Origin of the sequence: Mesorhizobium sp. DCY119 (assembly GCF_003590645.1) — a bacterium.
GTDB lineage: Bacteria > Pseudomonadota > Alphaproteobacteria > Rhizobiales > Rhizobiaceae > Mesorhizobium_M.
In genome coordinates this window covers 2,458,907-2,484,572 of sequence record NZ_CP031834.1, presented here as the reverse complement: position 1 = coordinate 2,484,572, position 25,666 = coordinate 2,458,907, and the positions used below count along the sequence as shown (strand labels likewise).

At 60.4% G+C, this 25,666-nt stretch carries 23 protein-coding genes; 18 read left to right on the top strand and 5 right to left on the bottom strand.

Features of this window, described 5'->3' with window-relative positions; translation table 11 throughout:
* Positions 1–378: 378 nt before the first annotated feature.
* The 9 genes from DZG07_RS11975 to DZG07_RS11935 all read left to right on the top strand — a co-directional run bounded on the left by DZG07_RS11975 (position 379) and on the right by DZG07_RS11935 (position 7,744).
* Positions 379–669: a head-tail connector protein gene (locus DZG07_RS11975; protein WP_119817313.1), complete on the top strand. Its 291-nt coding sequence runs from the start codon at positions 379–381 to the stop codon at positions 667–669.
* The gene (locus tag DZG07_RS11970) at positions 666–1,073 is read left to right on the top strand and encodes an HK97-gp10 family putative phage morphogenesis protein (RefSeq protein ID WP_119817310.1); all 408 of its coding nucleotides are present in this window, start codon (positions 666–668) and stop codon (positions 1,071–1,073) included. Before DZG07_RS11975 ends, DZG07_RS11970 begins: the two co-directional genes overlap by 4 nt.
* The gene (locus tag DZG07_RS11965; RefSeq protein ID WP_119817308.1) at positions 1,070–1,405 is read left to right on the top strand and encodes a phage head closure protein; all 336 of its coding nucleotides are present in this window, start codon (positions 1,070–1,072) and stop codon (positions 1,403–1,405) included. The genes DZG07_RS11970 and DZG07_RS11965 overlap by 4 nt, the downstream gene beginning before the upstream one ends.
* On the top strand, positions 1,405–1,794 hold the full coding sequence (locus tag DZG07_RS11960) for a DUF3168 domain-containing protein (RefSeq protein ID WP_119817305.1): 390 nt from the start codon (positions 1,405–1,407) through the stop codon (positions 1,792–1,794). The genes DZG07_RS11965 and DZG07_RS11960 overlap by 1 nt, the downstream gene beginning before the upstream one ends.
* The gene (locus DZG07_RS11955; protein WP_119817302.1) at positions 1,791–2,171 is read left to right on the top strand and encodes a P27 family phage terminase small subunit; all 381 of its coding nucleotides are present in this window, start codon (positions 1,791–1,793) and stop codon (positions 2,169–2,171) included. The genes DZG07_RS11960 and DZG07_RS11955 overlap by 4 nt, the downstream gene beginning before the upstream one ends.
* Complete coding sequence (locus DZG07_RS11950) at positions 2,143–3,750, top strand: terminase TerL endonuclease subunit (RefSeq protein ID WP_119817300.1); 1,608 nt, start codon at positions 2,143–2,145, stop codon at positions 3,748–3,750. Before DZG07_RS11955 ends, DZG07_RS11950 begins: the two co-directional genes overlap by 29 nt.
* Before the next feature lie 9 nt (positions 3,751–3,759).
* Positions 3,760–5,646 carry a hypothetical protein gene (locus DZG07_RS11945; RefSeq protein ID WP_119817297.1) on the top strand — a complete coding sequence of 629 codons (1,887 nt, stop codon included), beginning with the start codon at positions 3,760–3,762 and terminating at the stop codon, positions 5,644–5,646.
* 70 nt (positions 5,647–5,716) lie between these two features.
* Complete coding sequence (locus DZG07_RS11940) at positions 5,717–7,246, top strand: hypothetical protein (RefSeq protein ID WP_119817295.1); 1,530 nt, start codon at positions 5,717–5,719, stop codon at positions 7,244–7,246.
* A gap of 6 nt (positions 7,247–7,252) precedes the next feature.
* Positions 7,253–7,744: a hypothetical protein gene (locus tag DZG07_RS11935; protein WP_119817292.1), complete on the top strand. Its 492-nt coding sequence runs from the start codon at positions 7,253–7,255 to the stop codon at positions 7,742–7,744.
* On the opposite strand, the gene DZG07_RS11930 is transcribed toward DZG07_RS11935, so the two are convergent.
* Complete coding sequence (locus tag DZG07_RS11930) at positions 7,728–7,928, bottom strand: hypothetical protein (protein ID WP_119817289.1); 201 nt, start codon at positions 7,926–7,928, stop codon at positions 7,728–7,730. The two genes, DZG07_RS11935 and DZG07_RS11930, sit on opposite strands and share 17 nt — an antisense overlap.
* 311 nt (positions 7,929–8,239) lie before the next feature.
* On the opposite strand from DZG07_RS11930, the gene DZG07_RS11925 reads away from it, so the two are divergent.
* Entirely contained in the window at positions 8,240–8,458 is a 219-nt protein-coding gene (locus tag DZG07_RS11925; RefSeq protein ID WP_119920264.1) for a hypothetical protein, read from the top strand.
* Positions 8,459–8,821: 363 nt separating this feature from the next.
* Here DZG07_RS11925 and DZG07_RS11920 read toward each other — a convergent pair whose 3' ends face one another.
* Entirely contained in the window at positions 8,822–9,715 is an 894-nt protein-coding gene (locus DZG07_RS11920) for a LysR substrate-binding domain-containing protein (protein ID WP_162931605.1), read from the bottom strand.
* 266 nt (positions 9,716–9,981) lie between these two features.
* Between DZG07_RS11920 and DZG07_RS11915 the strand changes: the two genes are divergently transcribed.
* From DZG07_RS11915 to DZG07_RS11880, 8 genes are all read left to right on the top strand, one after another.
* Positions 9,982–11,637 carry an ABC transporter substrate-binding protein gene (locus DZG07_RS11915; protein ID WP_162931604.1) on the top strand — a complete coding sequence of 552 codons (1,656 nt, stop codon included), beginning with the start codon at positions 9,982–9,984 and terminating at the stop codon, positions 11,635–11,637.
* Between the two features lie 39 nt (positions 11,638–11,676).
* On the top strand, positions 11,677–12,690 hold the full coding sequence (locus DZG07_RS11910; protein WP_119817277.1) for an ABC transporter permease: 1,014 nt from the start codon (positions 11,677–11,679) through the stop codon (positions 12,688–12,690).
* Entirely contained in the window at positions 12,687–13,565 is an 879-nt protein-coding gene (locus tag DZG07_RS11905; protein ID WP_119817274.1) for an ABC transporter permease, read from the top strand. The genes DZG07_RS11910 and DZG07_RS11905 overlap by 4 nt, the downstream gene beginning before the upstream one ends.
* A 46-nt stretch (positions 13,566–13,611) precedes the next feature.
* Entirely contained in the window at positions 13,612–14,292 is a 681-nt protein-coding gene (locus tag DZG07_RS11900; RefSeq protein ID WP_091912568.1) for an aspartate/glutamate racemase family protein, read from the top strand.
* A 9-nt stretch (positions 14,293–14,301) separates the two neighbouring features.
* Complete coding sequence (locus DZG07_RS11895) at positions 14,302–16,056, top strand: ABC transporter ATP-binding protein (protein WP_119817271.1); 1,755 nt, start codon at positions 14,302–14,304, stop codon at positions 16,054–16,056.
* A gap of 112 nt (positions 16,057–16,168) precedes the next feature.
* Entirely contained in the window at positions 16,169–18,160 is a 1,992-nt protein-coding gene (locus tag DZG07_RS11890; RefSeq protein ID WP_162931603.1) for a hydantoinase/oxoprolinase family protein, read from the top strand.
* Complete coding sequence (locus DZG07_RS11885; protein ID WP_119817265.1) at positions 18,157–19,851, top strand: hydantoinase B/oxoprolinase family protein; 1,695 nt, start codon at positions 18,157–18,159, stop codon at positions 19,849–19,851. Before DZG07_RS11890 ends, DZG07_RS11885 begins: the two co-directional genes overlap by 4 nt.
* 7 nt (positions 19,852–19,858) lie before the next feature.
* Positions 19,859–21,028 (top strand): M20 family metallopeptidase, encoded by a 1,170-nt coding sequence (locus DZG07_RS11880; protein WP_162931602.1) that lies wholly within the window; start codon positions 19,859–19,861, stop codon positions 21,026–21,028.
* Between the two features lie 243 nt (positions 21,029–21,271).
* Here DZG07_RS11880 and DZG07_RS11875 read toward each other — a convergent pair whose 3' ends face one another.
* From DZG07_RS11875 to DZG07_RS11865, 3 genes are all read right to left on the bottom strand, one after another.
* Positions 21,272–22,597, bottom strand: a complete 1,326-nt coding sequence (locus tag DZG07_RS11875; RefSeq protein WP_119821655.1) for an MFS transporter — start codon at positions 22,595–22,597, stop codon at positions 21,272–21,274.
* A gap of 14 nt (positions 22,598–22,611) precedes the next feature.
* Complete coding sequence (locus tag DZG07_RS11870) at positions 22,612–23,886, bottom strand: ArgE/DapE family deacylase (RefSeq protein WP_119817259.1); 1,275 nt, start codon at positions 23,884–23,886, stop codon at positions 22,612–22,614.
* Between the two features lie 841 nt (positions 23,887–24,727).
* Positions 24,728–25,666 carry a GlxA family transcriptional regulator gene (locus DZG07_RS11865; protein ID WP_119821653.1) on the bottom strand — a complete coding sequence of 313 codons (939 nt, stop codon included), beginning with the start codon at positions 25,664–25,666 and terminating at the stop codon, positions 24,728–24,730.

The following is a 25,666-nucleotide window of genomic DNA, read 5'->3' as shown; positions in this document are numbered from 1 at the left end:
ATACGGCGTCAAATGCTCATGCGCTATCGAGCGCAAAGCTGCCGCTGACCGGGCCAGGCCATCGCCGTCCAAGCGGGGCTATGACAGAGTGTGGCAACGGCTGCGCAAGTCGTTCTTGCTGGCCTTTCCGGCCTGCAGCACCGATGGTTGCGGCAAGCCAGCTGCCGACGTCGACCACATCAAATCTGTGCGGGAAGCACCGCATTTGCGTCTATCTTGGGGCAATCTGCGCTCATTCTGCCATCCCTGCCATTCCCGACACACTGCCAGGACGCAGGGATTCGCGAAGAACCGGGGCCTCTAGGCCGACTTTTGCGACCGCCGAGGGTACCGTGGGGGGCCGTTCGCGCGTGATTTTTTTCAATTGGAGTTTTCAAAATGGCCGTAAATCTCGCGGACCTGAAGGCTGAGTGCCGCGTTTTGCACAGCCACGAGGATACGCTGCTTCAGCGCAAACTTGATACCGCAAAAATCTTTGTGGAATCCCGCATCGGGCAGAAGCTCGACGAATTTGAAGACGGCGTTCCCGCGCCGCTCGATGAGGCCGTGCTGAAAGTCGCAGCGCATTTGTACGAGTGGCGCGGCGTGGCCAGCGAAACGGCGCTGACGCAGATTCCAGAAGGTTTCCGCGCGCTCGTCAACATATATCGCAAACGGCCGTTCGCGTGAACGACGGCGGCATTGGCAGCCTGAAGCGACGGCTTGCCGCGATCCCGAAAGCGGCAAAGGAGCGGGCCGCAATCGACACGCTCGCTGCTGCCGAAGACATGGCGAACATCATGCGCAGCCTCGCGCCAGAGGATGAAGGCGACCTGAAGGCCAGCATCGCCGTAACGCCGGGCGGCCAGTCGACCCCTGCCTACTCGCAGCCTGGCGGCGCATCCATCGTGCCCGAAAATCAGGTTGCGATAACGGCAGGCAACACCGCTGTCCGCTATCCGCACCTTGTCGAACACGGCACCGAGAAGGCCGAGGCACAGCCGTTCTTTTGGCCAGGCTACCGGCTTGGGAAGAAGAAGGCCTTGAACAAGATCAAGGCCGGTATTCGCAAAGCCATTAAGGAAGCGAAATGACCATTGGACAGATGCAAGAGCTCGTCGTGCCGGAGCAGTATGTTGCCGGCGGAGACGATGGGTATGGAAATCCAGGGCCTGGAATCTGGACAGGCGTCGAAGCGTGGGCGCGCATCCAGCCGCTGAAAGGTTCAGAGACCGTCATAGCGGCCCGCCTGAGCGGCAAGCAGCCTGTTGTGATCCATCTACGGTGGACGCCCGACCTTTCCGACATGACGACCGCCTGGCGCGTGCGGCATGCCGACAGCGGCGTAATCTACGACATCAAGTCCGTGGCGAACATGGACGAGAAGCGGGAGTTCCTAGAATTGCTTGCCGAGAGGATTACTTGATGGCCGAACCGTCGTTGGCGCTTCAAGGCGCGATCCTCTCCACCATCAAGAACCACACCGCAGCAGGCGCCAACGTCTTCGACAAGGTGACGCCGAACGTCTTCCCGCGGATCCAAATCGGCAACGGCCAGACCATCCCGAATGACGCGACGTGTGTTGACGGGTTTGACGTGTTCTTCCAAATCGACGTGTATTCCAACTTGGACGGATATCCGCAGGCGAAGGCTATAGCGGGCGAGATTCACGGGCTTCTGCACAAGAAGCCGCTGGCCGTTTCCGGTTTCAATCTTGTCGACCTGTATCTGGCTGGTGCGGTCTTCACCCGCGAAACTGATGATACGATTTCCCGCGCCCGCATCATGGTTGAGGCGCAGTTAGAGGCATTATGACAAAGGGACGGAAGGCCGGCATAATTCCGGCCGATGCCGCCATTGATGACGTTCCCTCCCCGCCATCCATCCTAGACAAAGACGCGCGCAAGGTATGGCGGGAGATCATGCCCGAGCTTGTAGCCCGTCGCATTCTTACGCCTGCCGATATCCCCGGCTTGCGGACCTTCTGCATGATGGTCGGCAAGGTTGAGAAGCTCGAGCGGGCCATTCAGGCGCTTGGAGACGCCTTCGACCCGGCCCTTTATCGCGCGCAGGACAAGGCAGCCCAGTCGGCTCGCTTGATCGGCGATCAATATGGACTCGCCCCGACGTCACGTTCGAGGCCATCAATCAGGGACGGCGCCGATGACGACGATTCGTCCTTCTTGGATTGATGACGATTCCGAGATCGAGGACACTTTTGGGTACGCAGAGCGGAACGTTCAATGGATACGCAAGCTAAAACACCCGAAGAATAAGGCCAAGGGTAACCCCTTCGTTCTCGATCCGTGGCAAGAGCGGATAATCCGCAAGATGTTCGGGCCGCGCAATCCTGACGGCTCGATGAAGGTGCAGACGACCTTCCTGCTCTTGCCGCGTGGCAACCGCAAAACCAGCCTGGCGGCGGCAATTGTTGCACTATTCCTTTTTGGACCTGAGAAGACCCCCGGCAACTTGATTCAGTCGGCAGGATCGGCGCGTAAGCAGGCGCGCGAGTGCTACGAAGAATTGGCGAACATCGTCAATTTTGACCCCCGGCTGCGCGGCAAGGTCAGTATTACCGACTACAAGAACCGGATCAGCTACCGAAAGCACCGGACTCGCTATGAGGCGGTTTCAGCCGATGCCGGCGTCCTCCACGGCGGCACGCCAACGGTTGTTTTCGTCGACGAACTGCACGCCTGGAAGAAGCGCGACCTTTGGGATGTGCTGGATTCTTCGCTGAACAAGACCGACGACTCTATCATGGTCGTCGCGACGACGGCAGGCCGAGGGCAAGAGAATATCGCATGGGAGAAGTACACCTATGCGCTGAAGGTCCAGACCGGAGAAATCGACGACCCTTCCTTTTTGCCTGTCATTTTCCAGGCGGGAAAGGATGCCGATTGGCGTTCGGAGGAAGTTTGGCACGCCGTAAATCCCGGCCTTAAGCACGGCTATCCGTCGCTTAAGAAACTTCGCACCTTGGCCCGCAAGGCCGAGCACAGCCCCGGCGACCGCGACGTCCTGCTTCAGCTTCATTTGAATGTCTGGCTCGACAGTGCCACCTCGCCATTCGTCGACATGGCTGTTTACGACAAGGGCAAAGAGCCATTCGACATAGAGTCACTGCGTGACAAGCCGTGTTGGCTGGGCGTCGACATGAGTACCACAACCGACCTTACAGCCGTTGTCGCGTGCTGGCGTGATGGTAACGGCGGGTTCAAGGTTCATCCGCATTTCTTCTGCCCGGAGGAAGGCATTAGGCTCAAGGCTGAGCGGGACGGCGTGCCTTACCCGCACTGGGCTGAGCGCGGCTTTATCACTCCGACGCCTGGCGTGACCATCGATCAGGATGCGGTGGAACGCTACATCCGCGAGTTCTGTGAGCGCTTCACCGTCAAGGAGATCGCGTTCGACAAGGCGTACGCCTCGCTCCTGATGGCATCGCTAACCAAGAGCCACCACCCGGTCATAACCATGCAACAGGGTTGGGTCACGCAATCCCCTGCCTTGAACCGGCTCGAGACTGCCATCTTGGACGGAAAACTCCAGCACGGCGGTCACCCGGTCCTGCGGTGGAATTTCTCGAATGTCGAGATTGCCACTGACGCCGCCGGAAACAGAACCATGCACAAGGGCAAAAGCACAGACCGCATCGACGGTTGCTTCGCCACGTGGATGGCCCTCGACCGCGCATCATTCGGCCAGGACCAGCGCAACATCTATGCCGGCGGCCAGCGCCCCAAGGGCTTCGCCACAGTCAAATTTTAAGGAGGCCTGATGGCCCGTACCGAGACGGAACAGCTTGTCGTCAAGCTGGAAGCGCGCGTTCGCGACTTTGAGAAGAATATGGCGAAGGGCGCCAACACCGCCGACCGCCAATTCAAGAAGATCAACACCTCTGCCAAGAAGTCAGCCCAATCGCTGGAATCCGACATGAAGCAGGCGGCTGCCCGCGTCAACGGCGCCTTGGCCAAGATCGGGCTGGGCGGCATTGCTGCGGGTGGATTCGCGGGCGTCATTGCCACGGCCAAGCAGACGGTGAGCGCCGTGGCCGATATCGGCATTGCCGCGAAACAGGCCGGTCTCGACGTGAAGTCTTTTCAGGAATTGGCATACGTCGCCCGTGTCAACAAGATCGAGGTGGACTCCCTTGCGGCTGGCATGCGGGAGCTATCTATCCGCGGTTCGGAGTTCTTCTCTACGGGTGGCGGCAGTGCGGCCGAGGCGTTCAAACAGCTTGGCTTCTCCGCGGCTGACGTTGCGGAGAAGCTGAAACGCCCGTCGGCGTTCCTTTCGGAGATTATCGGAAAGGTCCAGAAGCTCGATAAGGCCAGCCAGATTCGGATTTTCGACGAACTGTTCGGCGGCGACGGCGAGCGGTTCGTTCGGCTGATTGATCAGGGTGAGCGCGGGATTCGGGATACGATTACCGCGGCGAACGACCTTGGCGTAGTACTTGATGAGAGGCTCATAAAGAAAGCTGACGAGCTAGACCGTGCTTTCCGCACAGTCGCGGGCACCGTTTCTACCTATCTGCAGGGCGCCATCATTCGCGCCGCCGACCAGTTGTGGAGCTTCATCGAGCTATTCCAAGGCTGGGACAAGGCCCGCGCCGGATCGGTCGACGACAGGCTTGCCGCTCTGGGTAAAGAGCGGTTGAACACCGAAAACCAGATCCTGAAAACGCAGGAACGGCAACGCCAGTCGACCGGCCTGAATCCGTTCGGCGAAGATTTCGAAGGCGGCTTAATCGAGGCGCGCCAACGGCTTTCAGAGATTGCCGACGAGGAACAGCGTATCCTGGCGGCCCGCAAGGGTATCGATGACCTTAAGAAGCCGGAAGCTTCAAACCTCGTCGCGCCTTCTATTGTCGGTGACGACAAGGGTTCGAAGTCTCGCGACAAGGCTGCCGCAGCCGCACAGCGGGAAGCCGACGCGGTGCGCAAGCTGATTGAGGAATTGGAGTTCGAATACTCCCTTCTCGGCATGTCCGAAAAGCAGCGTCGTGCGGCCGAAGCTGGCCGTAAGGCTGGCGCGGCAGCGACCGAGGCCCAGCGTCAGAAAATCATCGCGCTAACCGAGGCCATCCACCAAGAACAGGCTGCCATGGATGCGGCCAAGGAAAAGGCCGAGAAGTGGAATCAGACTCTCGAGGCTGGCTTTGGCATGGTCGGCGATGCCTTGTCCGACATTGCCGACGGCAGCGTGAAGGCCGAAGATGCCATCAAGCGGCTGGCCGTGCAGCTGGCTCTCGCCGCTGCGCAGGGTGCGTTGCTCGGTAGCGGCCCGCTTGCCGGTCTATTCGGCGGCGGCGGCCTGTTTGGCGGCAAGACCACGGCTGCGGTCGATCCATGGGCAGGAATGCGTGTGCCGGGTTTTGCGAAAGGCACGAACAACGCGCCGGGCGGTCTTGCCGTTGTGGGTGAAAAGGGTCCGGAGCTTATAAATTTGCCGAAGGGTTCGCAGGTTTTCCCGAAGGTTCCGGCTGCTCTGCCGGCTTCGGGTGGCAACGTGAGCATGTCGTTCTCTCCGGTGATTGACGCACGTGGCGCCGATATAGCGGCCGTGGAGCGGCTCGAGCGCGGACTGGCGAAGGTCAATCAGGAGTTCGGCGCTCGGGTAGTGACTACCGTCCGCATGGCGCAGAAGACGCGAAATCTCTGAGCCCTCCCCGCTCCAAACAAACCCGTCCCCAAACAGCCCGCCTCGAGCGGGCTTTTTCATAGGAAAAGCTATGGCGCGCCTCTTTATGGGCAAAAAGACCTCTGGCGGCGGTGGCGTCGTCAAGGTCATGAAGGACAATACCGACGATCCGAACACGACGCCAAACACCGATTTCGGCAAGTTCCTCTTCAACTCTGAAACGCAGGATATCGGCTACATTACCGGGCTTTGGTCGGTGCCGTTTTCTGCGTTTCAGTCATCTGGCTCCACGCCAGTATATGGGCCGGCCGGGTCAACATCCGGTAATGCGCTTTACTACACGTATTATCTAGGCCTTCGCCAAGGCTGGTTCAGCATCAACCGCATCTTTGGTGCGCCGCCCTACACTTTCAATCCTATGATTGAGATACGGACGCGACAGTCAAACGGACGCTATTCGGCAGGCGCGAGCAGGTACACCACCTACAATATGGGTAGCAATAGCGGCGTGCACGTGTCTGCGCCAGGGTATGTTGCTAGGGGCGGCGAAACGGCGGCGCCTAACGGCTGGACGCCAGGAGGCTGGGTCTACTATTTCACGGCTCCCGTAGGCGATAGCGGTGGAACATATGTGTCGACCGTCTGGGAGCTGCCGTGCGACAATGTAGCGATAGGAAGCCCCACTGCAACGCCCGTAGCCGGTCAGTGCAATGTTCGCATCAACCCGACGACGGTAAAGGTCGCTCGGCCGGGCTTTGATGTCGGTTCCGCAACGGGCCGGCAGCTTATCCTCGACAGCGATCGGGTTTACGCCAAGGTCTTGAAGGCCGGTGAGATCACCATAGCAGCCGGAGCGTACGCCACCATCACATCCCCCGTCCCGATCCCCGCGACGGCATATCTGGACTGGAATTGGTACTTCACCGGCGGCTCGGTTATCTGGCCGCCAGCCACGACAGGTCAAGTCGCGAAGGACACCGAAAACGGGCTGGAATACTCCATCTCTGGGTCGACGGTTACGGTCTACAATACCGGAAGCGCCTCGATTACGGTTCGCTATATGCTATGCGCCGATAATGAGGATTCGACGCCTTCGACGGGTGGATCAAAAATCCTCTTCAGCGGAAACGACGGCATTCAAGACTTTGTGCAGATCAAGAGGCCGGGCTCGTCTGACACATCGACAAAGCTTCGCGACATTCTCCTCGACACGAGGTTTTCCTACATTCCGATCATCGCAGAAGGTTGGCTTGCCCCGAGCGATTGCACCGAGAGCGCGACCAGCACGCGGTTCGGCAATAAAGCCAAGACGATCAGTTTCACGAACACCGGCTTCATTCCATTTGTGAAGATGATCGTGAAGCAGAATACCAGCACTGCGGGCCTTCAATATCGGGAGCCACGCTCCCGAATGCTCGTCTTTTACGGCTCGTCCGGTCTGAACTGGACGCAGGGCAATGAAGGCACCGTGGCGCTCATCAGCAACACGTCGGTGAAGTTTCACATGTGCACTGGCGGGAACACGTGGATTGATCCAGCAAACCCGAACAGCGGCATACGCGACGCAGGCGATGACCCTCTCGGTATCCGCTACTACATCTTCGGCATTCCGACGCTTTGAGGGAAAATGCACGGACTCACAACGACCACCATAGCCGGGGTGCCATGCGCGCTCCGGCTGACACTTCCCGCGTTCTTTGCCATTCCCGCTATCGGTGACGTACTCCAACGCCTGGCGTCCGGCACATTCTTCGTCGATGACGTGCGCACGGCGCTGCGCGCCTTGCTGCCGCCCTTGGAAGGTGCTCGCCTTTTGGAGCGGCTTTCCCTGTCCGACGTTCATCAAGCCGCCCTATCGTGCGCCTTGGCCATTTCTCGCGGCCTGTCGACGCCAGACGGCGAAGATGAGCCGAAGGGTGGTGACGGCGACGACGTTACGCTGGGCAGCGTCTATCGCACCGGCTACGCGATTGGTCTGAAACCGCGAGAGATTGACGAGCTAACCCCTTGGGAATTTGCCCAGTGCGTTCGCGGCTGGAACATCGCCCATGGTGGCGAGGAAGAGCCGGCAGCGCCGAGCCAGGACGAGGTGGCTGAATTGTTTAAGAAGTACTCTTAAGGCGCTCGATCGCCGCCAATTGCTTGTTGGAGTTCTCGATTAGCACGCCGAGGGCAAAAGCGATTATGCCCATGCCGAACATCGTAGCGGCTAGAATCTCGTGAATGGCCGACCTGGCCACCGCATAGATTGCGATGGCGCCGAGTATCTGAAGTGCGGCGCAAATGCCTACGAATACCGCCATGGTGTCTTCCCCCTTGCCGCTGGCACCATGGCGCGATCTTCGGGATGCGGTCAAGGTTTTGTTAACAGCCCCTTGCGTTCCAAATCCTCGATGATCAGCTTTTCAACGTACGCCGAGATTGTTCGTCGGTCGGAACTGGCGGCCACGGCAAGGGCAGCCTTAACGTCTTCGTCCAGTCGGATGCCGATGCTCGTTGCTCTAACCAAAGGTGCGACTCCAAAATGTTTAACAATGTTGAACTTTATCGTTGACGGTTGTTCAACAACGTTCTACATCTTGAATCACACAGACGCAACGAGGAGCCGCTCAGCATGCTTAATAAATCATCAGAATACGTTATCCCGATCGACGACATTGAAGGACTCATCAACAGCATGAATCATGCCGTTGCCATAGCAGCCGACATCGCGGAGGGCCGCAACAAGGACATGGCTCTGTACGCAATCTACGAAGCGAGGAAGAGGGCTGAGGAATTGTTTTCCGCCTTCTATGCCAGTGCGGAAAAGCGCCTTCGACTGGCGACGACCTAAGAGTTTACCACGGCACCACCGTACCACCGCCCCGGCCGGATTAACCAACCGTGCCGGGGTACAACATTTAGTACGACTCGCCTGCCCTACTCCTTACGTTCCATAGGAGTCCGTCCAGTCCATCATAGGTGCAATAGACAGTCTAACGTCTTGGTATTTCATCGTTTTCTTTAACATCAAATCGTCATGTCGGGCCAAGCATACACGAGTATATGCTCCCATATGCCGCTTTTCGCCACGTTTAGATGGCCGCCTTGTCGGCGAAGGGCAAGAGCGAGATCGGCGGCCGACGCGGGATAAACTCGACAGGCTGATAACACGCTCGCCGATAATAACTAGCTCTGAGCCCAGTTCTGGGCATCTCTAAAGAGCGATATTTTTGATCCACTTACGCAATTGCAGTGCCGAATTGCGTCCATAAATGCTTTTCGGCGTGTTCAAATAATAACCGGCCAAGCGCACCTCTGTCTCAAAAAGCACAACAAGCTCTCCATCGCGGATCAAGTCCGCCGCTATTGTTTCATTAACGAGCGCGACTCCCTGGCCGCGGCGGGCCGCTTCCAAGGCGAGAAGCGTATTGGGAAGGTTGGGCCCCCTCAGCGCGGGAAGTTCCCTGACCCCTAATGCGGCAAACCATCGTATCCAGTAGCCGTTCGATGCCTGCTGGATAAGTGGAACCTGGAAAAGATCCGACGCACTTTTGATCGATGGCCATGTCGCGGATGCTTTTGCACTCGCAAGAGGAAGTATTCGCGGGTGAGCAATCCTCTCGCTGTGAATTGATGTCGATATGGCCGCGGCACTTTGAAAGGTAATGCTGACCGTGTTGGGACCTTCCACCTCGCCTCGGCCTTCTTCTTCCCCGGTCGTAAGCTTAACGTCCCAGTCGGGCAAGAGCAGCTCCAATTCGGGGATGCGGGGCAACAGAACGCGATGCGCGAGAGCTGGCGGGGCCGAAATGGTGAGGGATTTGGACTGCGACCCGAATATGTCGGCCGTCGCGTCTCCCAATATCTCGAACCCCTTGGAAACTCTTTCAAAATACAGCTTTCCGTCAGGCGTAAGCGTGATTCCCCGTCCTTCAGGGGCAAGCAGCGACACTCCAAGCTGTGCTTCCAGGCAATTGATGTGACGCGATACGGCGGAATGATCGACATTCAGCATCGCACCCGCCTTGCGGATGCTGCCGGTGGCGCCGACGGCAACGAAGGCACGCAGAGAAGATAAGGGAGGGAGTCTAAGCCACGCACTATTCATATGGAAAGTTCTGCTCCGTTTCGGGAATAGAAACATATCCGACTTGTTTGGGGCAAGACCGAAATCCAAGGGGAGGATGGAGGCTGACCCCCGATCTACGCAAGTTGATGGGGGGTTAGAAGGATTGCCTTTGGTGTGTGCAATTGGTGTTTTTTTGTCACCGGACAATGTCAAATCGGCACTTGTCGCTGATGGCCCGCGCTTGCAATATCCGGCCAACCGACATGCCGGCCCTGACCCGCCGGCTGCAAAAAAAGGGGACAATCATGGTCATGCGCACGATGTTGCGCGGTCTCGCCGGGACCGCCGCTTTAGCTTTTTTGACGACGGCCGCCGTATCGGCCGGAACGGCACCGGCTCAGGCCACCGGTTCCGGTGCAGCACTGCGATGGGGCACCGTCATGGAGGTCAGCACGCTCGATCCGGTCTATGGCACCAATTACTGGGAACTGGTCGCCATGTACAATTCCTACGACACGCTTCTGTGGCCTGATGCCGAAAAGGGCGTAAAGCCATGGCTTGCCGAGTCCTGGACGATTTCCCCGGACGGGCGCGAATACGCCTTCAAGATCCGCGCCGGCCAGAAATTCCACGACGGCAGCGAGATCACCGCCGAGGACGTCGCGTTCTCGATGGTGCGGATGCTGACCGTCAACGGCCCGTCCGCATCGAGCTTCCGCATGATCAACGCCAGCGGCGTCTCCTACGAGGGCGACACCGTCACCTTCAAGCTGGACTCGCCCAACTCGAGCTTCCTCAAGGCGTTGCTTCTGTTTCGCATCGTCAACAAGGACCTGATACTCGCCAACCTGAAGCCCGGCGCCTTCGGCGAGATGCAGGATTACGGCAATGCTTTCCTGCGCACCAACGATGCGGGCTCCGGCCCCTATGAGCTGGAAACCTACCGGCCCGGCGAGATCCTGCGGCTGAAGAAGTTCGACGGCTATACGCTAGCGCCGCAGAAAGGCGAAGCCCCCGCGACCGTGGAGTTTCAGGTGACCCCTGAGATCGCCACGATCGTCACCAAGCTTCGGGCGGGCGAGCTCGACATCGGCGACCCGACCCTTCCCAGCACCGTGCAGCGTCAGCTCGGCGAGTTGCAGGCCATGCAGCGGCGCGAGGACACCATGCCGTCGCCGTGGTTCGTGATCATGGACAATGCCCGTGCGCCGCTCGACGACGTCTGGGTCCGCAGGGCGGTGGCCAGCGCCTATGACCGCGACACCGTGACCAAGCACATCCTCGGCGCCGGCGGTCCACTGGCAGGTCCGGTTCCCGCCGAGATGCTGCCGGGCTGCGAGGGTGTCACCACCTATCCCTTCGATCTCGCCAAGGCGCGCGAATACCTGTCCAAGTCGAAATATCCGGCCGGCGAGCTGTCCAAGCGCAAGCTGCAGATTGCTGCCGTTGCCGGAAGTGATCGCTTCAACAACGTCGCGATGCTTTTGGCCACCAACCTCACCAAGATCGGTATCCCGACCGAAGTGCGGCCGGTCCGCTGGGCCGACATCGTCCAGGCTCAGACCAAGCCCGAGACTGCCTACGATTTCGTTCTCTACTACGATCCGGCCAAGGTCTCCGACCCCACCCTGTTCCTGAACTACTACACCAAGTCCGGCTGGGGCGATCCCTACCCCCCGGGCGGCATGTATTACGAAAACCCCAAGGTCACCGAGCTCGTCCAGGCCGGCATCCACTCCACCGACCCCAAGGTCCAGACCGACAGCTACTGCCAGGCCAACAAGCTCATCGCCGAAGACAGCCCCGCCGTCTTCTCCCATACCGAAGTACGGCAGGTCACGTCATGGGATTACGTCAAGGGCTTCCCGCCAAGCGCAGGCGCTATCTTCTACGACATGCGCTTCGAAAACTGGGCCATCGACCAGAATAGCAAAGACTTCCAAAACAACCAGAAACGGTAGAATGGGCTGCTGCCCGACAGGCTGGAAATCGGAGTGGTCATGAGTTTGAAGAGCCTTCTGCAGCGCGTGGCGCAGATGATTGTCGTTCTCTTCGGGGTGTCCGTTCTGGTGTTCCTGCTGACGCGGGTTCTGCCGGGCGATCCGGTGGCGGCGGCGCTCGGTGACCGGGCGAGTGGCGAGCAGGTTGCGCAATTGCGCAGCCAGCTCGGCCTCGACCAGCCTCTGGTCATGCAGTACGTCAACTTCGTGACCGGCGCGCTCAAGGGTGAGTTCGGCTTGTCTCTGGTCGAACGACGCGATGTCGGCGAGGTCATCGCCTCCCGGCTTCCCGCCACTCTGGAGCTGATATTCGCCTCCCTTCTGATCGCCATTGTCGTCGGCGTTCCGCTTGGCGTGATTGCGGCTGTTCGCCGTGATCGCTTCATCGACGGCCTGTCCCGCTTCATCGCCCTGGCCGGAGTTTCCTTTCCGCAATTCTGGATCGGCATCGTCCTGCAGCTCGTCTTCGGGTTGGCCCTGGCGATGCTGCCTATCACCGGGCGCATCAGCGGCCCCCCGCCCCTGACTGTGACCGGCTTCATGACCATCGACTCCCTGCTGGCCGGCAACTTCAGCGCTTTCACCGACAGTCTGCGGCATCTGGTGGCGCCTGCGATCGTGCTCTCCACAGGGCCTTTGGCAACGATCATGCGCATGACCCGAGCCAACATGATCGACGAGTTGGAAAAGCCCTATCCTGAACTTGCCAGGGCGTTGGGCGTTCATCCGCTGATCATCAACTACAAATTCGTGCTGCGAAACGCCTTCACTCCGACCCTGACGATCATAGGCTTCCTTGTGCCGATCATGATCGGTTCCAGCTTCGTGGTCGAGAAAGTGTTCGGATGGCCAGGCATCGCCCGTTTCGGCGCAGACGCGATCATTGCCAACGACTTCAACGGGGTCGTCGGCGTCACCATGGTCGTATGCCTGTTCGTGGTGGTCATCAACTTTCTGGTGGAGACCATCTATCCGATCCTCGACCCGCGTATCCGTTCGGGAGAAACAACATGAGCGCCGCAGCAGGACTGGAACAGGAAGCGTACGTGCCGGAAGTCCGTTTCAGGACCGTAAAGCGCTTCTTCCACAACAGGACGGCGGCCATCGGCTTTGTCTGCCTGGCGATACTGGTCTTCGTGGCGATCTTCGCGCCCTGGATCGCGCCCTACCCTGAAGACGCGCTGGACGCGCTGCATTTCGATCGGATGCTCCAGCCGCCTTCCATCGATTACCTGTTCGGCACCGACGAGGCTGGCCGCGACGTCCTGACCCGCGTCATGAACGGTGCAGCGCTCTCTCTCGGAATGGCGTTCGTCGTCATGGTCGCTGCGGTTGTGGTCGGCGTTCCGATCGGGCTCGTGGCGGGCTACTACGGCGGCCGCACGGAAATCGTGCTCATGCGCATCGTCGATGTCTTTTCGTCCATCCCGGCACTTGTTCTGGCGCTCGGCATCAGCGTCCTGCTTGGACCGAGCCTCGTTAATGCGATGGTCGCGTTGTCTTTGGTGTGGTGGCGCGTATTCGCCCGCATCGCCCATGGACAGACACTGTCGCTCAAGCACGAGAAATACGTACTGGCGGCGCGCCAGATGGGCGCTTCCGACCGCCACATCCTGTTTCGCGAAATCCTTCCGAACATGGCGTCGTCACTTCTCGTTGCAGCGTCGCTCGACGCCGGCGCCGTGATCCTGATCGGCACCTCGATCAGTTTTCTCGGCGCGGGTGCTAACCCGCCGACTCCGGAATGGGGGCTCATCGTCGCGACGGGCCGCAATTACATGCCGGAGTCGTGGTGGGTATCACTTTTCCCCGGCCTTGCGATCTTCATGGTCGTGGTCAGCCTCAACATGATCGGCGACGGATTGAGAGACGTTCTGGCCGACGAATAGGCGGCCGGCTGGATGTCCCAACCATCGATCTGGAGTATTTGAATCAATGAAGATTGCAGTGGTCGTACCCAATTCGACAATGCCCGCAGACGTGCTGGACCTGCGCCGGCAGTTCCTCGAGGCAAACGCATCGGCCGGAACCGAACTGGCCATGTGGCGCAACGATCTCGGCCCTGAAAGCATTGAGACGGAAGCGCAGCGCGACGAAGCCGCCGTCGAGATCGTCAGGAATGTAAGGGCGCGCGATCTCACGGGCATCCATGGCATCATTCCGTGGTGCGCAGCCGATCCGGCGCTGGACAGCCTTCGCCAAGAGGTTTCCGTGCCGGTGGTCGGCCCGCTGATGGCATCGTGCGGGATTGCCACGAACATCGGAAGGCGCTTCACCATCGTCATTCCCCGCGGCGACGTTCCCATGACGCGTCAGCGTGTGCAGGGCTACGGTTATGGGTCTGCGCTCGTGAAGGTCAGGCAGGTGGACCGCCCGGTGCTCGAACTACGCACCGACATGAACAACACGATCGAACTGCTGACGCGCGAAGTGGAACTGGCGGCCCGCGAGGACCAGGCGGACTGCGTCGTTCTGGGATGCATGGCGCTGTTCGGCGTTGCCAGCCAGCTCAAAGCCAGCATTCCGGTCATCGACCCGGCGCTGGCCGCCCTGACGACCTGCGAGAGCTGGATCCGGATGGGTATCTCCAATTCCGTACATCCGCGCGCGGCCTGACGAAATCCCATGGAAAAGCTTGTGAAGCTGCACGATCGTGAAAACGAGTACAAAGTACTGTCAGGGGGTCAAAACCCGCATGGAGAGATTTCGGCATCGGCGGCTCCACTCGTCGAACTGAAGTCCTTTTGCCTTGGATTTCAGACAAGCGAAGGCTTTCGCCAGGTTCTCAACGACATCGATATCAGCGTCAGGGAAGGCGAAATCGTCGGCCTGGTGGGTGAATCAGGCTCGGGCAAGACCGTCACGGCCAAATATCTACTCGGCGTGGTCGCCGACAACGCCCGGGTGATATCGGGCGAGGCCCGCTTGTTCGGGCAGGATCTCCTGACGATTTCCGGTCGTGAGCGGACGGCTCTCAAGCAATACATCGCATACGTGCCGCAGGATCCGATGGCGGCCCTGAACCCGTCCTTCACCATTGGCGGCCAGATGGTCGATTTCATCGTATGGGGACGCTCGGAGCAGAGTCTCAGCCGTTATCTGCGGTTGAAATGCAGCCGATCCGCGGTGGCCTCCGCGCGGGAACATGCAATGCATCTGCTCGATATCGTCCATATCCGCGACGTGAAGCGAGTCATGGGTTCCTATCCCCATCAGCTTTCGGGCGGCATGCGGCAGCGCGTGCTTCTCGCCATCGCAATGAGCGGCCGTCCGCGGCTTCTGGTTGCCGATGAGCCGACCACGGCGCTCGACGCCACCGTCCAGAAGCGAACGGTCGATCTTATTCAGGAACTCGTAGAACGCGAGAAACTGGCCGGTCTCTACATCACACACGACCTCGGCGTAGCGCGCTGGCTCTGCTCCCGAAGCTATGTGATGCTGAATGGCAGCGTCGTGGAAGCGCGGCCGACCCGCGAGCTTCTCGACGCTCCCGAGCATGCTTACACAAGGAAGCTGGTTGCAGCAATTCCGCGCCTGCATGACGACGCCCTGATCGAACACAAGGCGATTTCGCCCGAGGCCACTCCGGTCATAACGGTCCGAGATCTCGTTCGAAACTTCGGATCGGCGCAAGCCGTCCGGGGCGTCGATTTCAAGGTCGCGCGTGGCGAGACATTCGCGCTGGTCGGCGAATCCGGTTCGGGAAAAACGACTATCGCCCAGATCATCGCCGGCAATCTCGCCCCGACGTCGGGCAGCGTCGATATCGATCTCGGCACGACGGCGGCATCAGGACGGGGAGGATCGGCACGCCCGGACGATCGTGTCCAGATGGTTTTCCAGGATCCAGGTTCCTCTCTCAATCCACGGCAGACGATCGAAGATATCGTCGGACTGCCACTGAAGCTGCGTGGAATGCGTGACAGGAAGGAACGCCGGTCAAAGGTCGAGCAACTGCTTGCCAAAGTATCGGTGCCAACGCACTTCCTCAAACGCAAGCCCCGCTCCTTGAGCGGCGGCCAGAAGCAGCGCATCGCCATCGCGCGTGCGCTGGCGCTGGAGCCGGAGATCTTGATCCTCGATGAGCCGACGTCGGCGCTGGACGTTTCCGTTCAGGCCGTCGTCCTGGAATTCCTGAAAGACCTGAGGGAAAGGGAAGGTCTCACTTACATCGTCATCACCCACAATCTCGGCGTCGTGCGCGCCATAGCAGACCGCACGGCGGTGATGTTCAACGGCAAGATAGTCGAAATGGGGCCGACCGACGACGTCCTGTCCCGCCCCCAGAGCGAATGGACGCGGACGCTCATCGAGGCGGTTCCGTCCGTTGATGCCGAAGAGGAAGAAAATCGCAAAAATCGCCCTGCCTGGAAGGCCTGAAGCCTCGAATGGACAGGGTTTGAACCGTCATAGCGCGTAACGCGCCAGAAGGAGCTAACAGTTTATGGAAGTGACAACTCATCCTCAGTCCACGGGGGGGAGCAGGATCGGCGTGGAAATCGGCGGCACCTTTACCGACATGGTGTGGCTCCGGGAAGACGGAGTCCTGCAGACCGGCAAGACCCCATCCACCCCACAGGCGATCCACGAAGCTGTCTTCAACGTCATCGGCGAATCCGGGGCAAACGTATCCGCGCTTTCGCAGATCACACACGGTTCGACCGTCGCCACCAATGCCCTGATCACGCGCCGCGGTGCGAAGGTTGCGCTGCTCACGACGCGCGGCTTTCGCGACGTGCTGGTGATCGGACGAGGCGAGCGTGATCATGACATCTACAGCATGCAATACCGGCGGTCTCCTCCACTGATCCGCCGCAGCATGATCCGCGAAATCGACGAGCGCGTCGGACCCGACGGAGAGATTGTCAAGGCGATCGACCTCACCGCCGCCTGGGCGGTCATTCAGGGCCTGCTGGACGAAGGTGTCGATGGCATCGCCGTCAGCCTTCTGCATGCCTATCGCAATCCGGAACATGAACGCGCGATTGCCGAGATGATCCGCGAGCGTGCGCCGGGTGTTGCGGTCTCGGCCAGCTACGAGGTCTCGCCGGAATTTCGCGAATACGAGCGGAGTGTCACCACCGTCGTCAACTCCTTCGTGGGGCCGGTGGTCGAAAACTATATCGGCAAGCTCGACAAGGGACTGCGTCAGAAAGGCTATGACGGCGTCCTGCACATCATGCAATCGAACGGTGGCGTCATGCCGGCCTCGGCGGCAGGCAGCAATGCGGTTCGCATGCTGTTGTCAGGTCCGGCCGCGGGCGTGCGCGCCGCGATCTGGTTTGCAAGAAGAAACGGTATCGAAAACATCATCACGCTCGACATGGGCGGTACCAGTACCGATGTCGCGCTTGCTCCGAACCTCGTTCCCGGAACGGTTGCCGAACTCACCATCGACGGCCTTCCGGTACGGACCGCTTCGGTGGACATGGAAACCATCGGGGCCGGTGGCGGAAGCATTGCCTCAGTCGACCGTGGCGGCTTCCTGACCGTCGGCCCGGAAAGCGCCGGTGCGCGTCCCGGTCCGGCTTGCTATGGCCACGGCGGCAACCGGCCGACCGTCACCGATGCGCAATTGGTTACAGGCCTGTTGCGCGCGGATCGGTTCTTCGGCGGCAAGATGACGCTCGACATGGATGCGGCCATGGCCGCGCTGGCGACGATCGACCTTCCGGTCAGCGCCGAGCAGAAGGCGGATTCGATCCTTCGTCTCGTCAACAGCAACATGGCAAGCGCCGTGCGTCTTGTATCGACCGGACGCGGGATCGACCCGCGAACCTTCACAATGGTGGCCTTTGGCGGCGGTGGCCCGCTGCACGGAGCAATGGTCGCGGAGGAGATAGGCATTCGCGAGGTTCTCGTGCCGTGGTCGCCCGGTCTTGCCAGCGCTTTCGGCCTGCTGATCGCAGACACGATCATCGATGCCTCCAGCAGCGATCTGCATACGCTATGCGACGCGACACTGGATTTCGCGCGGATCGAAAGATTGCGGGAGATGGCGGGAGATGTTGCGGCATCGAGCGGTCTTGCAGGCGAAGAGTTCGAGATCATCGTCGGTCTGGATATGCGGTATGCAAGCCAGGCATTTGAACTGACGATCTGGACCGCAGGCGAACCACTGGATGCAACGAAGCTGCGCCAGCTTTTCGAGGACGAACACCGCCTTCGCTACGGCTATGCGCGTGGATCGCTCGACGTTGAAGTCGTGGCCTACCGTCTGCGTCTCTACAAGGCAGGCGCAGACGGCGTGACCACGCCGGTGCCGGAGGCTGCGGCATCGTCCGCAGGCAGCGACATGATCGATGTGCAGCTCGGCGGCAAGCGGCATCAGGCGCAGTTTGCACTGCGCAGAAACATAGCCGTAGGCGGCAAGGTCAGCGGACCTGCCATTCTGGCCGAACCGACATCGACCGTCGTCGTGCCGGCAGGCTGGGAAGCCGAGTGCCTGCCGAGCGGCGATCTACTACTGAGGGACAAGCGATGAGCACGGACAAGACGATCCTGACGATCATAGCGCGCGGCTTCCAGGCCGCCGCGGACGAGATGGCGAGAAACCTGATCCGTTCTGCCTTTTCTGCGGTGGTTCGCGAGGCGCGCGACTGCTCCACGGCGCTTCTCGATGCCGAGGGACGGGTCATCGGACAGGCTGACATGATCCCCATGCAGACGGCTGCGCTGAACGGGTCGTTCCGGGCGGCGGCCGATACAGTCGATATGACGGACATCGGGCCGGACGACTTCATCCTGCTGAATGATCCCTATAGCGGCGGCCAGCATCTCAACGACATCATTCTTTTCACGCCGATCTTCTTCGACAAAAAGCTGATCGCATGGTCCGGCAGCACCGCCCACCATCTCGATATCGGCGGCGGCACGGTCGGCGTCAACGTTGCGGCGATCGAACTGATCCAGGAAGGCATCGTCATTCCGCCGGTACGCGGAAATATCCACCGCGACTGGAATGGCGGCACGATCGAGCGGATGATCTTCGCCAACATCCGCACGCCCGATATCGGCCGCGGCGACATGGACGCCCAGTTTGCCGCAAACCGCATCGGCGCCGAGCGCGTGCTCGATCTCGTCCGCCGTTACGGCATTGACCATGTGACCGAAGCCATGTCGGAAGTGCTCGATTACAGCGAACGGCGGATGCGCGCGGCGATCGCCGAAATTCCGGATGGCAGCTGGTACGGTGAGGCTTGGATCGACAGCAACGGCCGCAACTTCGACGCAGGGGCGGTGAAGATCTGCGTCAACGTCACAATCAAGGGCGATGAGGCGGTACTGGACTTCACTGGCTCTGCGGAACAACTGCCCAGCATGTTCAATTCACCGATCGCCAGCAGCATCGCGGCGGCGGTCACAGCAATCAGAAGCATCCTGGCGGATACTGAAATGCCCGCCAACGACGGCTGCAACCGGCCTTTGACGCTGATATTCCCGGAGGGATCGGTGCTTAATCCGCGGCCGGGCGCCGCGGTGCGGGCGCGCGGGACCTCTGGCTGCCGGGCGCTCGATGCAGTCCACAATGCGCTCGGCCAGGCGCTTCCGGAAAGAACTCCGGCCCAGGGCAACAACGCGACGACCGCCTTCTTCCTCTCGCATACTCAACCCGGCAAGACGGCAGCGATCCATCTCGACGTACTCGGCGGCGGTTGGGGCGCGGCGAAGGGCTACGATGCCATCCACGCCACGGACCACGTCTTGTCGTCATGCCGGATCACGCCGGCGGAGTCGATCGAACAGTTGCACCCGCATGTGCGCATGGAAAGCTTCGGCCTCGTTCAGAATTCGATGGGCGCGGGGCAGTTCAACGGCGGCATGGGCATCTTCCGCCGATATCGAATACAGTCCGACGACGTCATCCTCAGCCTTTACTCCGACCGTTTCCGCCTGCCGCCCAAGGGCAGCGAGAAGGGACACGACGCGAGCCGTGCATCGCTTTTCGTCGTTCGCGGCGACGAGGTCATCCAGCTTGATGCGACCAGCTCCATGTCGCTGGTTGCCGGCGACATCGTCGAAATCCGCCTTCCGGGCGGTGGCGGCTGGGGCGATCCGGCGCTGCGCGACCGGGCTCAGGTCGAAGCGGATCTGGTGGACGGTTACATCACCGAAGAGTTTGCCCTGGAACATTACGGTTTCCGCCTCGGTGGCAGCGAGACAACGGCAGCGTGAGGAATCAATGCAGTACGACAACATCATTCAGCCCAAGGATATCGACGCGGAAGCCTTTCTCGAAGGGATCATCCGCTGGGTAAAGTTCGAAACCCCGTCCGAACGGCACGACCTGATCGACATCTTCTACGACCATGTGGAAGCAAGTTTCGAAGGGCTCCCGGTAGAGCGGCGCCGAATTCCCGCCTGCGAGAAAGGCGCCGGCCAGCTCGTGCTCACCTATGCGCCTGAGGGATCGAGCGGCAAGCCGGTCGCGCTCTTGGGTCATATCGACACGGTCTGGACTGCCGGCACGCTGGAAACCATGCCGGTAAAACGCGAGGGCGACAAGGTTTATGGACCGGGCATCTTCGATATGAAGGCCGGCTCTTTCCTTGCAACCGAAACACTGCGCCGTATTGCAAGCCAGGGACTGGTGCCGCCGCGGCCGATCGTCGTCTACCTGAATGGCGACGAGGAAACCGGTAGCGGGGCTTCCCGCGCCACAATCGAGGAAATCGGCTCCGAGGCGTTTTTCAACCTGATCCCGGAACCGGCCTTCGGCGATCCCGGTACGCTGATCACCGCCCGCAAGGGCGTCGCGTTCTTTACCTTCACAGCGCATGGCCGTTCGTCCCATGCAGGCGGCAACCTGTCTGATGGGCGCAGCGCTATCCACGAACTCGCTCACCAGATCGTTGCGATCGAAGCGATGAACAACAATAACGAAGGTTCCTCGTTCAACGTGGGGACATTCCAGGGTGGAACCCGCCTCAACGTGGTTCCCGCTTTCGCGACGTTCGGTGTCGATATGCGCGCGACCTGCCCGGAAAGCGCCGACCGCTTGCTGCGCGAGCTTACGACCCGCAAGGCGGTAACGCCGGACGTCGAACTCGAAATCACCGGCGAACTCAACCGGCCGGTTTTCGCGAAGACCAAGCAAGTTGCCCGCCTCTACGATGCCACAAAGGCACTCGGCGCAGCGCTCGGCCTCGATCTTGGCGAAACCTCGCGCGGCGGTGGCTCCGACGGCAACTTCCTGGCGGCGCTCGGCCTTCCTGTGCTCGACGGATTTGGCTTGAATGGCGCCGGCGCCCACGCGGTTCATGAGCACATCCTCGTCTCGGCCATCGCGCCGCGCGCGGCACTCATACACTCGATGCTGATGTCCAAGGCGTTCCAGGATCAGGCGGTTTGATCAATCAAAGCAACGTGTTCGCCTGGAGATTTCAATCCTTAACACGTCACTGAAAAAAGTGTCGGCGGATAGCAAACGTCCTAATGGTGGCAACGGAGATGTCGTTGCCACCATCGTGCTTCTGGCTTTCGCTGCGGGGTGAAGGTCGTGCCTCGATGCCCTGCTTGCACGTTAAGGCCAGACGGCGTTTGGTCGATCAGCAAACAATGGATGGTTTCTGCAGGTCGGTTTTCCTAACGAAGATCACGCCTTGACCTCCTCGCTCCCACTATTCTGTCCGCTCCATCTCTGTCCCAATTCCCCTCGTCGATATCTATCAAGCAGCGAGACGCAGACGAACGAGACACCGGCAAGGGCGCTGGCGAAGACGGCAAGCGGCCACCACTCTCCCTTGAACTCTTGCGCCAGCACCGTACCCAGCACCGGAGTTAGGCCGCCGGCAAGCGCCGCGCAGAACTGATAGGCAATAGAGATCGCGCTGTAGCGCACCCTTGCAGGGAATATCTGTGAGATATAGCCGGCGATGACGGCATAGGAGAAGGCGCCGAAGATGATATTGACGATCAGTCCGATCTGAATCAGAGCGTAATTGCCGGTTTCGACGACCATGAACAGAGGATAAGGCGTCAGCATCGCACCGGCTAAGCAAATTTTCAAGAATAGCCCCTCATTGCCCATTTTCTCGGAAATGCGGGCGCCGAGCGGCTGGAAGAGGAATTGCGCGATCGCCGTCCAGAACAATGCTTCGAGAATGGTCGAGCGGTCGATGCCGGCATATTGCGTCGCGTAGGTGACGAGGAAGGTGTTGTAGAAGTAGACTGCCGCAATGCCGAAGGTATTGGCACCCATGGCGAGGAAGATAGCGCTGCGCCAGTCGCGGAAAACTTCCGCCGCTGGCATCGCGGAGGTCTGGGCGCTTTTCTTCATCGCCTCGAATTCGGGCGTTTCCTCGATGTTGAGGCGGATAACGAGGCCAACGACGAGCAGCGCGATACTGACCAGGAAGGGCACGCGCCAACCCCAGCTCAGGAATACCTCCGAGTCGACGAGCCCGGCAACGCGGAAGGCGAGCAGCGCCAGCACCAGGCCGGCGGGGCTGCCGAGTTGGGCGAACGAGGCGAAGAAGGTCTGTCGCCCCTTCGGGGCATGTTCGGCCGCCAAAAGCACTGCCCCGCCCCACTCACCTCCGACCGCGATCCCCTGCAAGACGCGCAGCGCGACCAACAGCACCGGCGCCCAGAAGCCGATTTCGGCATAAGTCGGCAGCAGGCCGATCAGAGCCGTAGCGCAGCCCATCATGACAAGCGTGATGACCAGTATGTTCTTACGGCCCATTCGGTCGCCGAGATGGCCGAAGATCAGTCCGCCAAGCGGCCGGGCGAAAAAGCCAACCGCAAAGGTGCCAAAAGCCGACAGCGTCGCGATATACGGCGAGGCCCCGGTAAAGAACAGCGGCCCGAAGACCAAGGCTGCCGCGAAGCCATAAATGTAGAAGTCATACCATTCGATGGTGGTGCCGACGAACGAGCCGATGGCGGCGCGGGTCGACTGCGATTTCCGGTCTATCATGATGCCCTTCCCTCTCAGATCGCCCGAAGGCCACACCAGCGTTGGATGAAATCGGCGATGACGCGAGTGGTCTGCCTGACGCTCTCCAGCTCGACATATTCGTCAAAGCCATGGGCGCGCAGGCCTCTGGCGCCGTAGCAGAGGCTCGGAATGTCGTAATAGCGGCCGTAGAAACGGCTGTCGGTGACGCCGGTGATCAGCCAGTCTTCAGCGTCTTGGCCGGTCGTCGCCAGATGAGCGGCGCGCACCGCCGTCTCGAATTCGCCGCCAGGCTCCAGAATGTAGTCATCGGCCTGGAAACCGTTCCAGATAACCTCGGGCGGATTGGCTGCCAGGAAGGGGTCTGCGGCGGCGGCCTTCATCACCACATCGATGATCTCCTGGCGGAAAGCGTCCAGCGGCGTGCCGGGCAGCACGGCGATGCGGCAATCCAATTCACACCAGGCAGGTGTCGAGCTTGCCCAGTCGCCCCCTCGGATTTTGCCTGGATTGAAATTAATCGGCGAGCTGAGCTTCGAATACCAGGGATGGGATTTGACCCGATCGTTGAGTTCCAGGGTGAAGGCCTGCAGCGCCTCGATCAGGCGGTAGGTGGAGAGGATAGCATTGGTGCCCTGCTCGCTTTCGACGACATGGGCCGGAATGCCCTTCACCGACAGGCGAAACCACATGACACCGATCTGGCCGCGGCCGATACGCAAGCCGGTTGGCTCGGGGATGAGGCAAGCATTGGCACGATAACCTCGCGCCAATGTCGACAGAGCGCCGTTGCCGGTGGATTCCTCCTCCGTCACCGTCTGCACATAGACGTCGCTTCCCGGCAGGTAACCAGCGGTGCGCAAGGCATCGAGCGCGAAGACCATGGCGGCTACGCCGGATTTCATGTCGCAGGTGCCGCGCCCATAGAGCTTGCCATCGACGATCTCCCCGCCATAGGGCGCATGCGACCACATCTCCAGCGGTCCAGTCGGCACCACATCGACATGGCCCTGGAGGATAAGGCTGCGGCCAACCGGGTTCGGAGCGCGAATGGCCGCGACCACCTGCACCGCCTTTTCGTAATCCGTATCGGTGACCGGCGAAAAACCTGGCAGCGTGCTCATCGCCACATCCGACAGCATATAGCGGTCGACGTTCCATCCGCGTTCGCGGAACGAGCCGGCGATCCAGTCCTGGCAGGGCCCTTCAAGGCCGCGTTCGCTGGGAAACTGCGTCAGGGTCCGCAGCCATTCGATCTGGCGCTCCCAGTTCTGGGAAATGGCGGCGTCGATTTGCGATGGGGTCAGCATGACCTCTCCTTTTCTGGCGGGTGATTGCGTGATCTGTCGTTCGCCGCGTGTCTGGTCGAACGGGCGTGTGGCGGAAAATTTCCCGCCCAGAATGGTCTGAAAAATATGTTGGGGCGCAGAGTAACGAGCTTGCTCTTTCGCCCGGCAGCGCCTGAACTGCCAGCCCCAGCGGAGGTGCCGATGCCTACGAGAACGTCCAGGCCTTCCGCCTCACACCAGCTGCGGGCGATCTGGCTGCCGACATCGGCCTTGTTCTGATGGTTGGCCGCAATAATCCCGTCGTTGAGCGACTTGCCCAGCGCCTAGAATTCCACAGAGGTTAGTTTTGCGGCAATGACCGAACTCGGGCCGGCAAGGTCTGTGAGCGGGCCTAATTGGTCGCTGAGCGCACCGCCGCAGATACGCCCCTTACGGAAAGAGAGGTGGCGGGAGCGGTGAGCGAGTCACGGCCGTTCGCACCGCAAGAAAGGCAAGTGAATTCCTTCGGCATCTTCATTCTTGTTCCCATTATAGAGCCCGCTTTTGCGGTCCTCGGCACGCACGGCCATCGTGCGCCAGCCTGGACTTGCTCGGCAATTTTTTGCCTATGGTCGGAAGGTTAAATCCGACGTCAGATATCCGCAATGCCGGATTTCCATCAATTCCTGCCATGCCAGGGCGGAAGTGCATCTCATCTCCAGAAAGGCTTAAAGGTGTTCGGCATAGGCCGAGTTTGGCCCAGGGTGCCTACCGAATTAGCCCCGCGATATCTGCCCGGCGGGTGCAAGCGTGAGATCCGGCGTCAGGCCAAGCCCGGCTCTCACATTTGGCGATACGAAGACACCCTCTTAGGCTCTGCAACCTAGCCAGTGCGGGATTCCCGGCGCACGGATTGCGGGGGATGGCCGAATGCGCGGACAAAAGCACGCCGCATCCTCTCGGCATCCCCGAAGCCGGTGGTCTCCGCGACGCGCTCAATCAGTTCGCCCGACGACTGCACCCGCTCGCGGGCCACTTCGAGCCGCAATCTCTCGATCGCCTTCGATGGTGTGCACCCCGTTTCGGCGGTAAACACCCGCGCGAAATGGCGGGGGCTGATGCCCGCGCGCTCGGCAAGCGTTTCCACGTTGAGTGGCTTGTCGAGGTTCTCGCGCACCCACGACAACAACGGGCCAAAGCGGCCGTTCGGCGTCTTCAATTCCAGCAATGACGAGAATTGCGACTGCCCACCACTGCGGCGATGGTACAGCACAAGCTGTCGGGCGACGCTCTTTGCGACCTTCTCGCCGAAATCTTCGGAAACCATCGCCAGTGCAAGGTCGATGCCGGCGGTGATTCCGGCAGAGGTCCAGATATTACCTTCGTTCAGGAATATCCGGTCGGGGTCCAATCGCACTTCGGGATACCGCGAGACGAAGTCCTGCGTCCGTGACCAGTGTGTCGTCGCCTTTCGGCCATTCAGGAGGCCCGCGGCTGCCAGGACGTAGGCACCCGAACAGACGCTAGCTATGCGCGCACCCCGTTCGGAAAGGCGCCGTACGAAAGACAGCGTCTTCCCGCAATCCGCAGCCTCTTCCACGCCCAGCCCGCCTGCAACGATGAGCGTTGAGATAGAGCCGTCATCCTTTAACCCCGACGCGACCAGCTCGATACCGGCTGAGCTCCTCACCGGGCCCGGACGCGCCGCCACCATGCACACGTTTGGCCCGGTTTGGGCGAAACGTTGCGCCAACTCGAAGACGGATGCAGGGCCGGATGCATCGAGCAGCTGGAAGCCCGGAAAGATCAGAATGGCGATCAA

Coding starts and splice junctions, on each gene's coding strand:
- DZG07_RS11935 (WP_119817292.1), top strand. CDS start 7,253: ATGCACGGACTCACAACGACCACCATAGCCGGGGTGCCATGCGCGCTC.
- DZG07_RS11960 (WP_119817305.1), top strand. CDS start 1,405: ATGGCCGAACCGTCGTTGGCGCTTCAAGGCGCGATCCTCTCCACCATC.
- DZG07_RS11885 (WP_119817265.1), top strand. CDS start 18,157: ATGAGCACGGACAAGACGATCCTGACGATCATAGCGCGCGGCTTCCAG.
- DZG07_RS11870 (WP_119817259.1), bottom strand. CDS start 23,886: ATGCTGACCCCATCGCAAATCGACGCCGCCATTTCCCAGAACTGGGAG.
- DZG07_RS11950 (WP_119817300.1), top strand. CDS start 2,143: ATGACGACGATTCGTCCTTCTTGGATTGATGACGATTCCGAGATCGAG.
- DZG07_RS11880 (WP_162931602.1), top strand. CDS start 19,859: ATGCAGTACGACAACATCATTCAGCCCAAGGATATCGACGCGGAAGCC.
- DZG07_RS11910 (WP_119817277.1), top strand. CDS start 11,677: ATGAGTTTGAAGAGCCTTCTGCAGCGCGTGGCGCAGATGATTGTCGTT.
- DZG07_RS11905 (WP_119817274.1), top strand. CDS start 12,687: ATGAGCGCCGCAGCAGGACTGGAACAGGAAGCGTACGTGCCGGAAGTC.
- DZG07_RS11955 (WP_119817302.1), top strand. CDS start 1,791: ATGACAAAGGGACGGAAGGCCGGCATAATTCCGGCCGATGCCGCCATT.
- DZG07_RS11945 (WP_119817297.1), top strand. CDS start 3,760: ATGGCCCGTACCGAGACGGAACAGCTTGTCGTCAAGCTGGAAGCGCGC.
- DZG07_RS11965 (WP_119817308.1), top strand. CDS start 1,070: ATGACCATTGGACAGATGCAAGAGCTCGTCGTGCCGGAGCAGTATGTT.
- DZG07_RS11875 (WP_119821655.1), bottom strand. CDS start 22,597: ATGATAGACCGGAAATCGCAGTCGACCCGCGCCGCCATCGGCTCGTTC.
- DZG07_RS11915 (WP_162931604.1), top strand. CDS start 9,982: ATGGTCATGCGCACGATGTTGCGCGGTCTCGCCGGGACCGCCGCTTTA.
- DZG07_RS11925 (WP_119920264.1), top strand. CDS start 8,240: ATGCTTAATAAATCATCAGAATACGTTATCCCGATCGACGACATTGAA.
- DZG07_RS11930 (WP_119817289.1), bottom strand. CDS start 7,928: ATGGCGGTATTCGTAGGCATTTGCGCCGCACTTCAGATACTCGGCGCC.
- DZG07_RS11895 (WP_119817271.1), top strand. CDS start 14,302: ATGGAAAAGCTTGTGAAGCTGCACGATCGTGAAAACGAGTACAAAGTA.
- DZG07_RS11940 (WP_119817295.1), top strand. CDS start 5,717: ATGGCGCGCCTCTTTATGGGCAAAAAGACCTCTGGCGGCGGTGGCGTC.
- DZG07_RS11975 (WP_119817313.1), top strand. CDS start 379: ATGGCCGTAAATCTCGCGGACCTGAAGGCTGAGTGCCGCGTTTTGCAC.
- DZG07_RS11920 (WP_162931605.1), bottom strand. CDS start 9,715: ATGAATAGTGCGTGGCTTAGACTCCCTCCCTTATCTTCTCTGCGTGCC.
- DZG07_RS11900 (WP_091912568.1), top strand. CDS start 13,612: ATGAAGATTGCAGTGGTCGTACCCAATTCGACAATGCCCGCAGACGTG.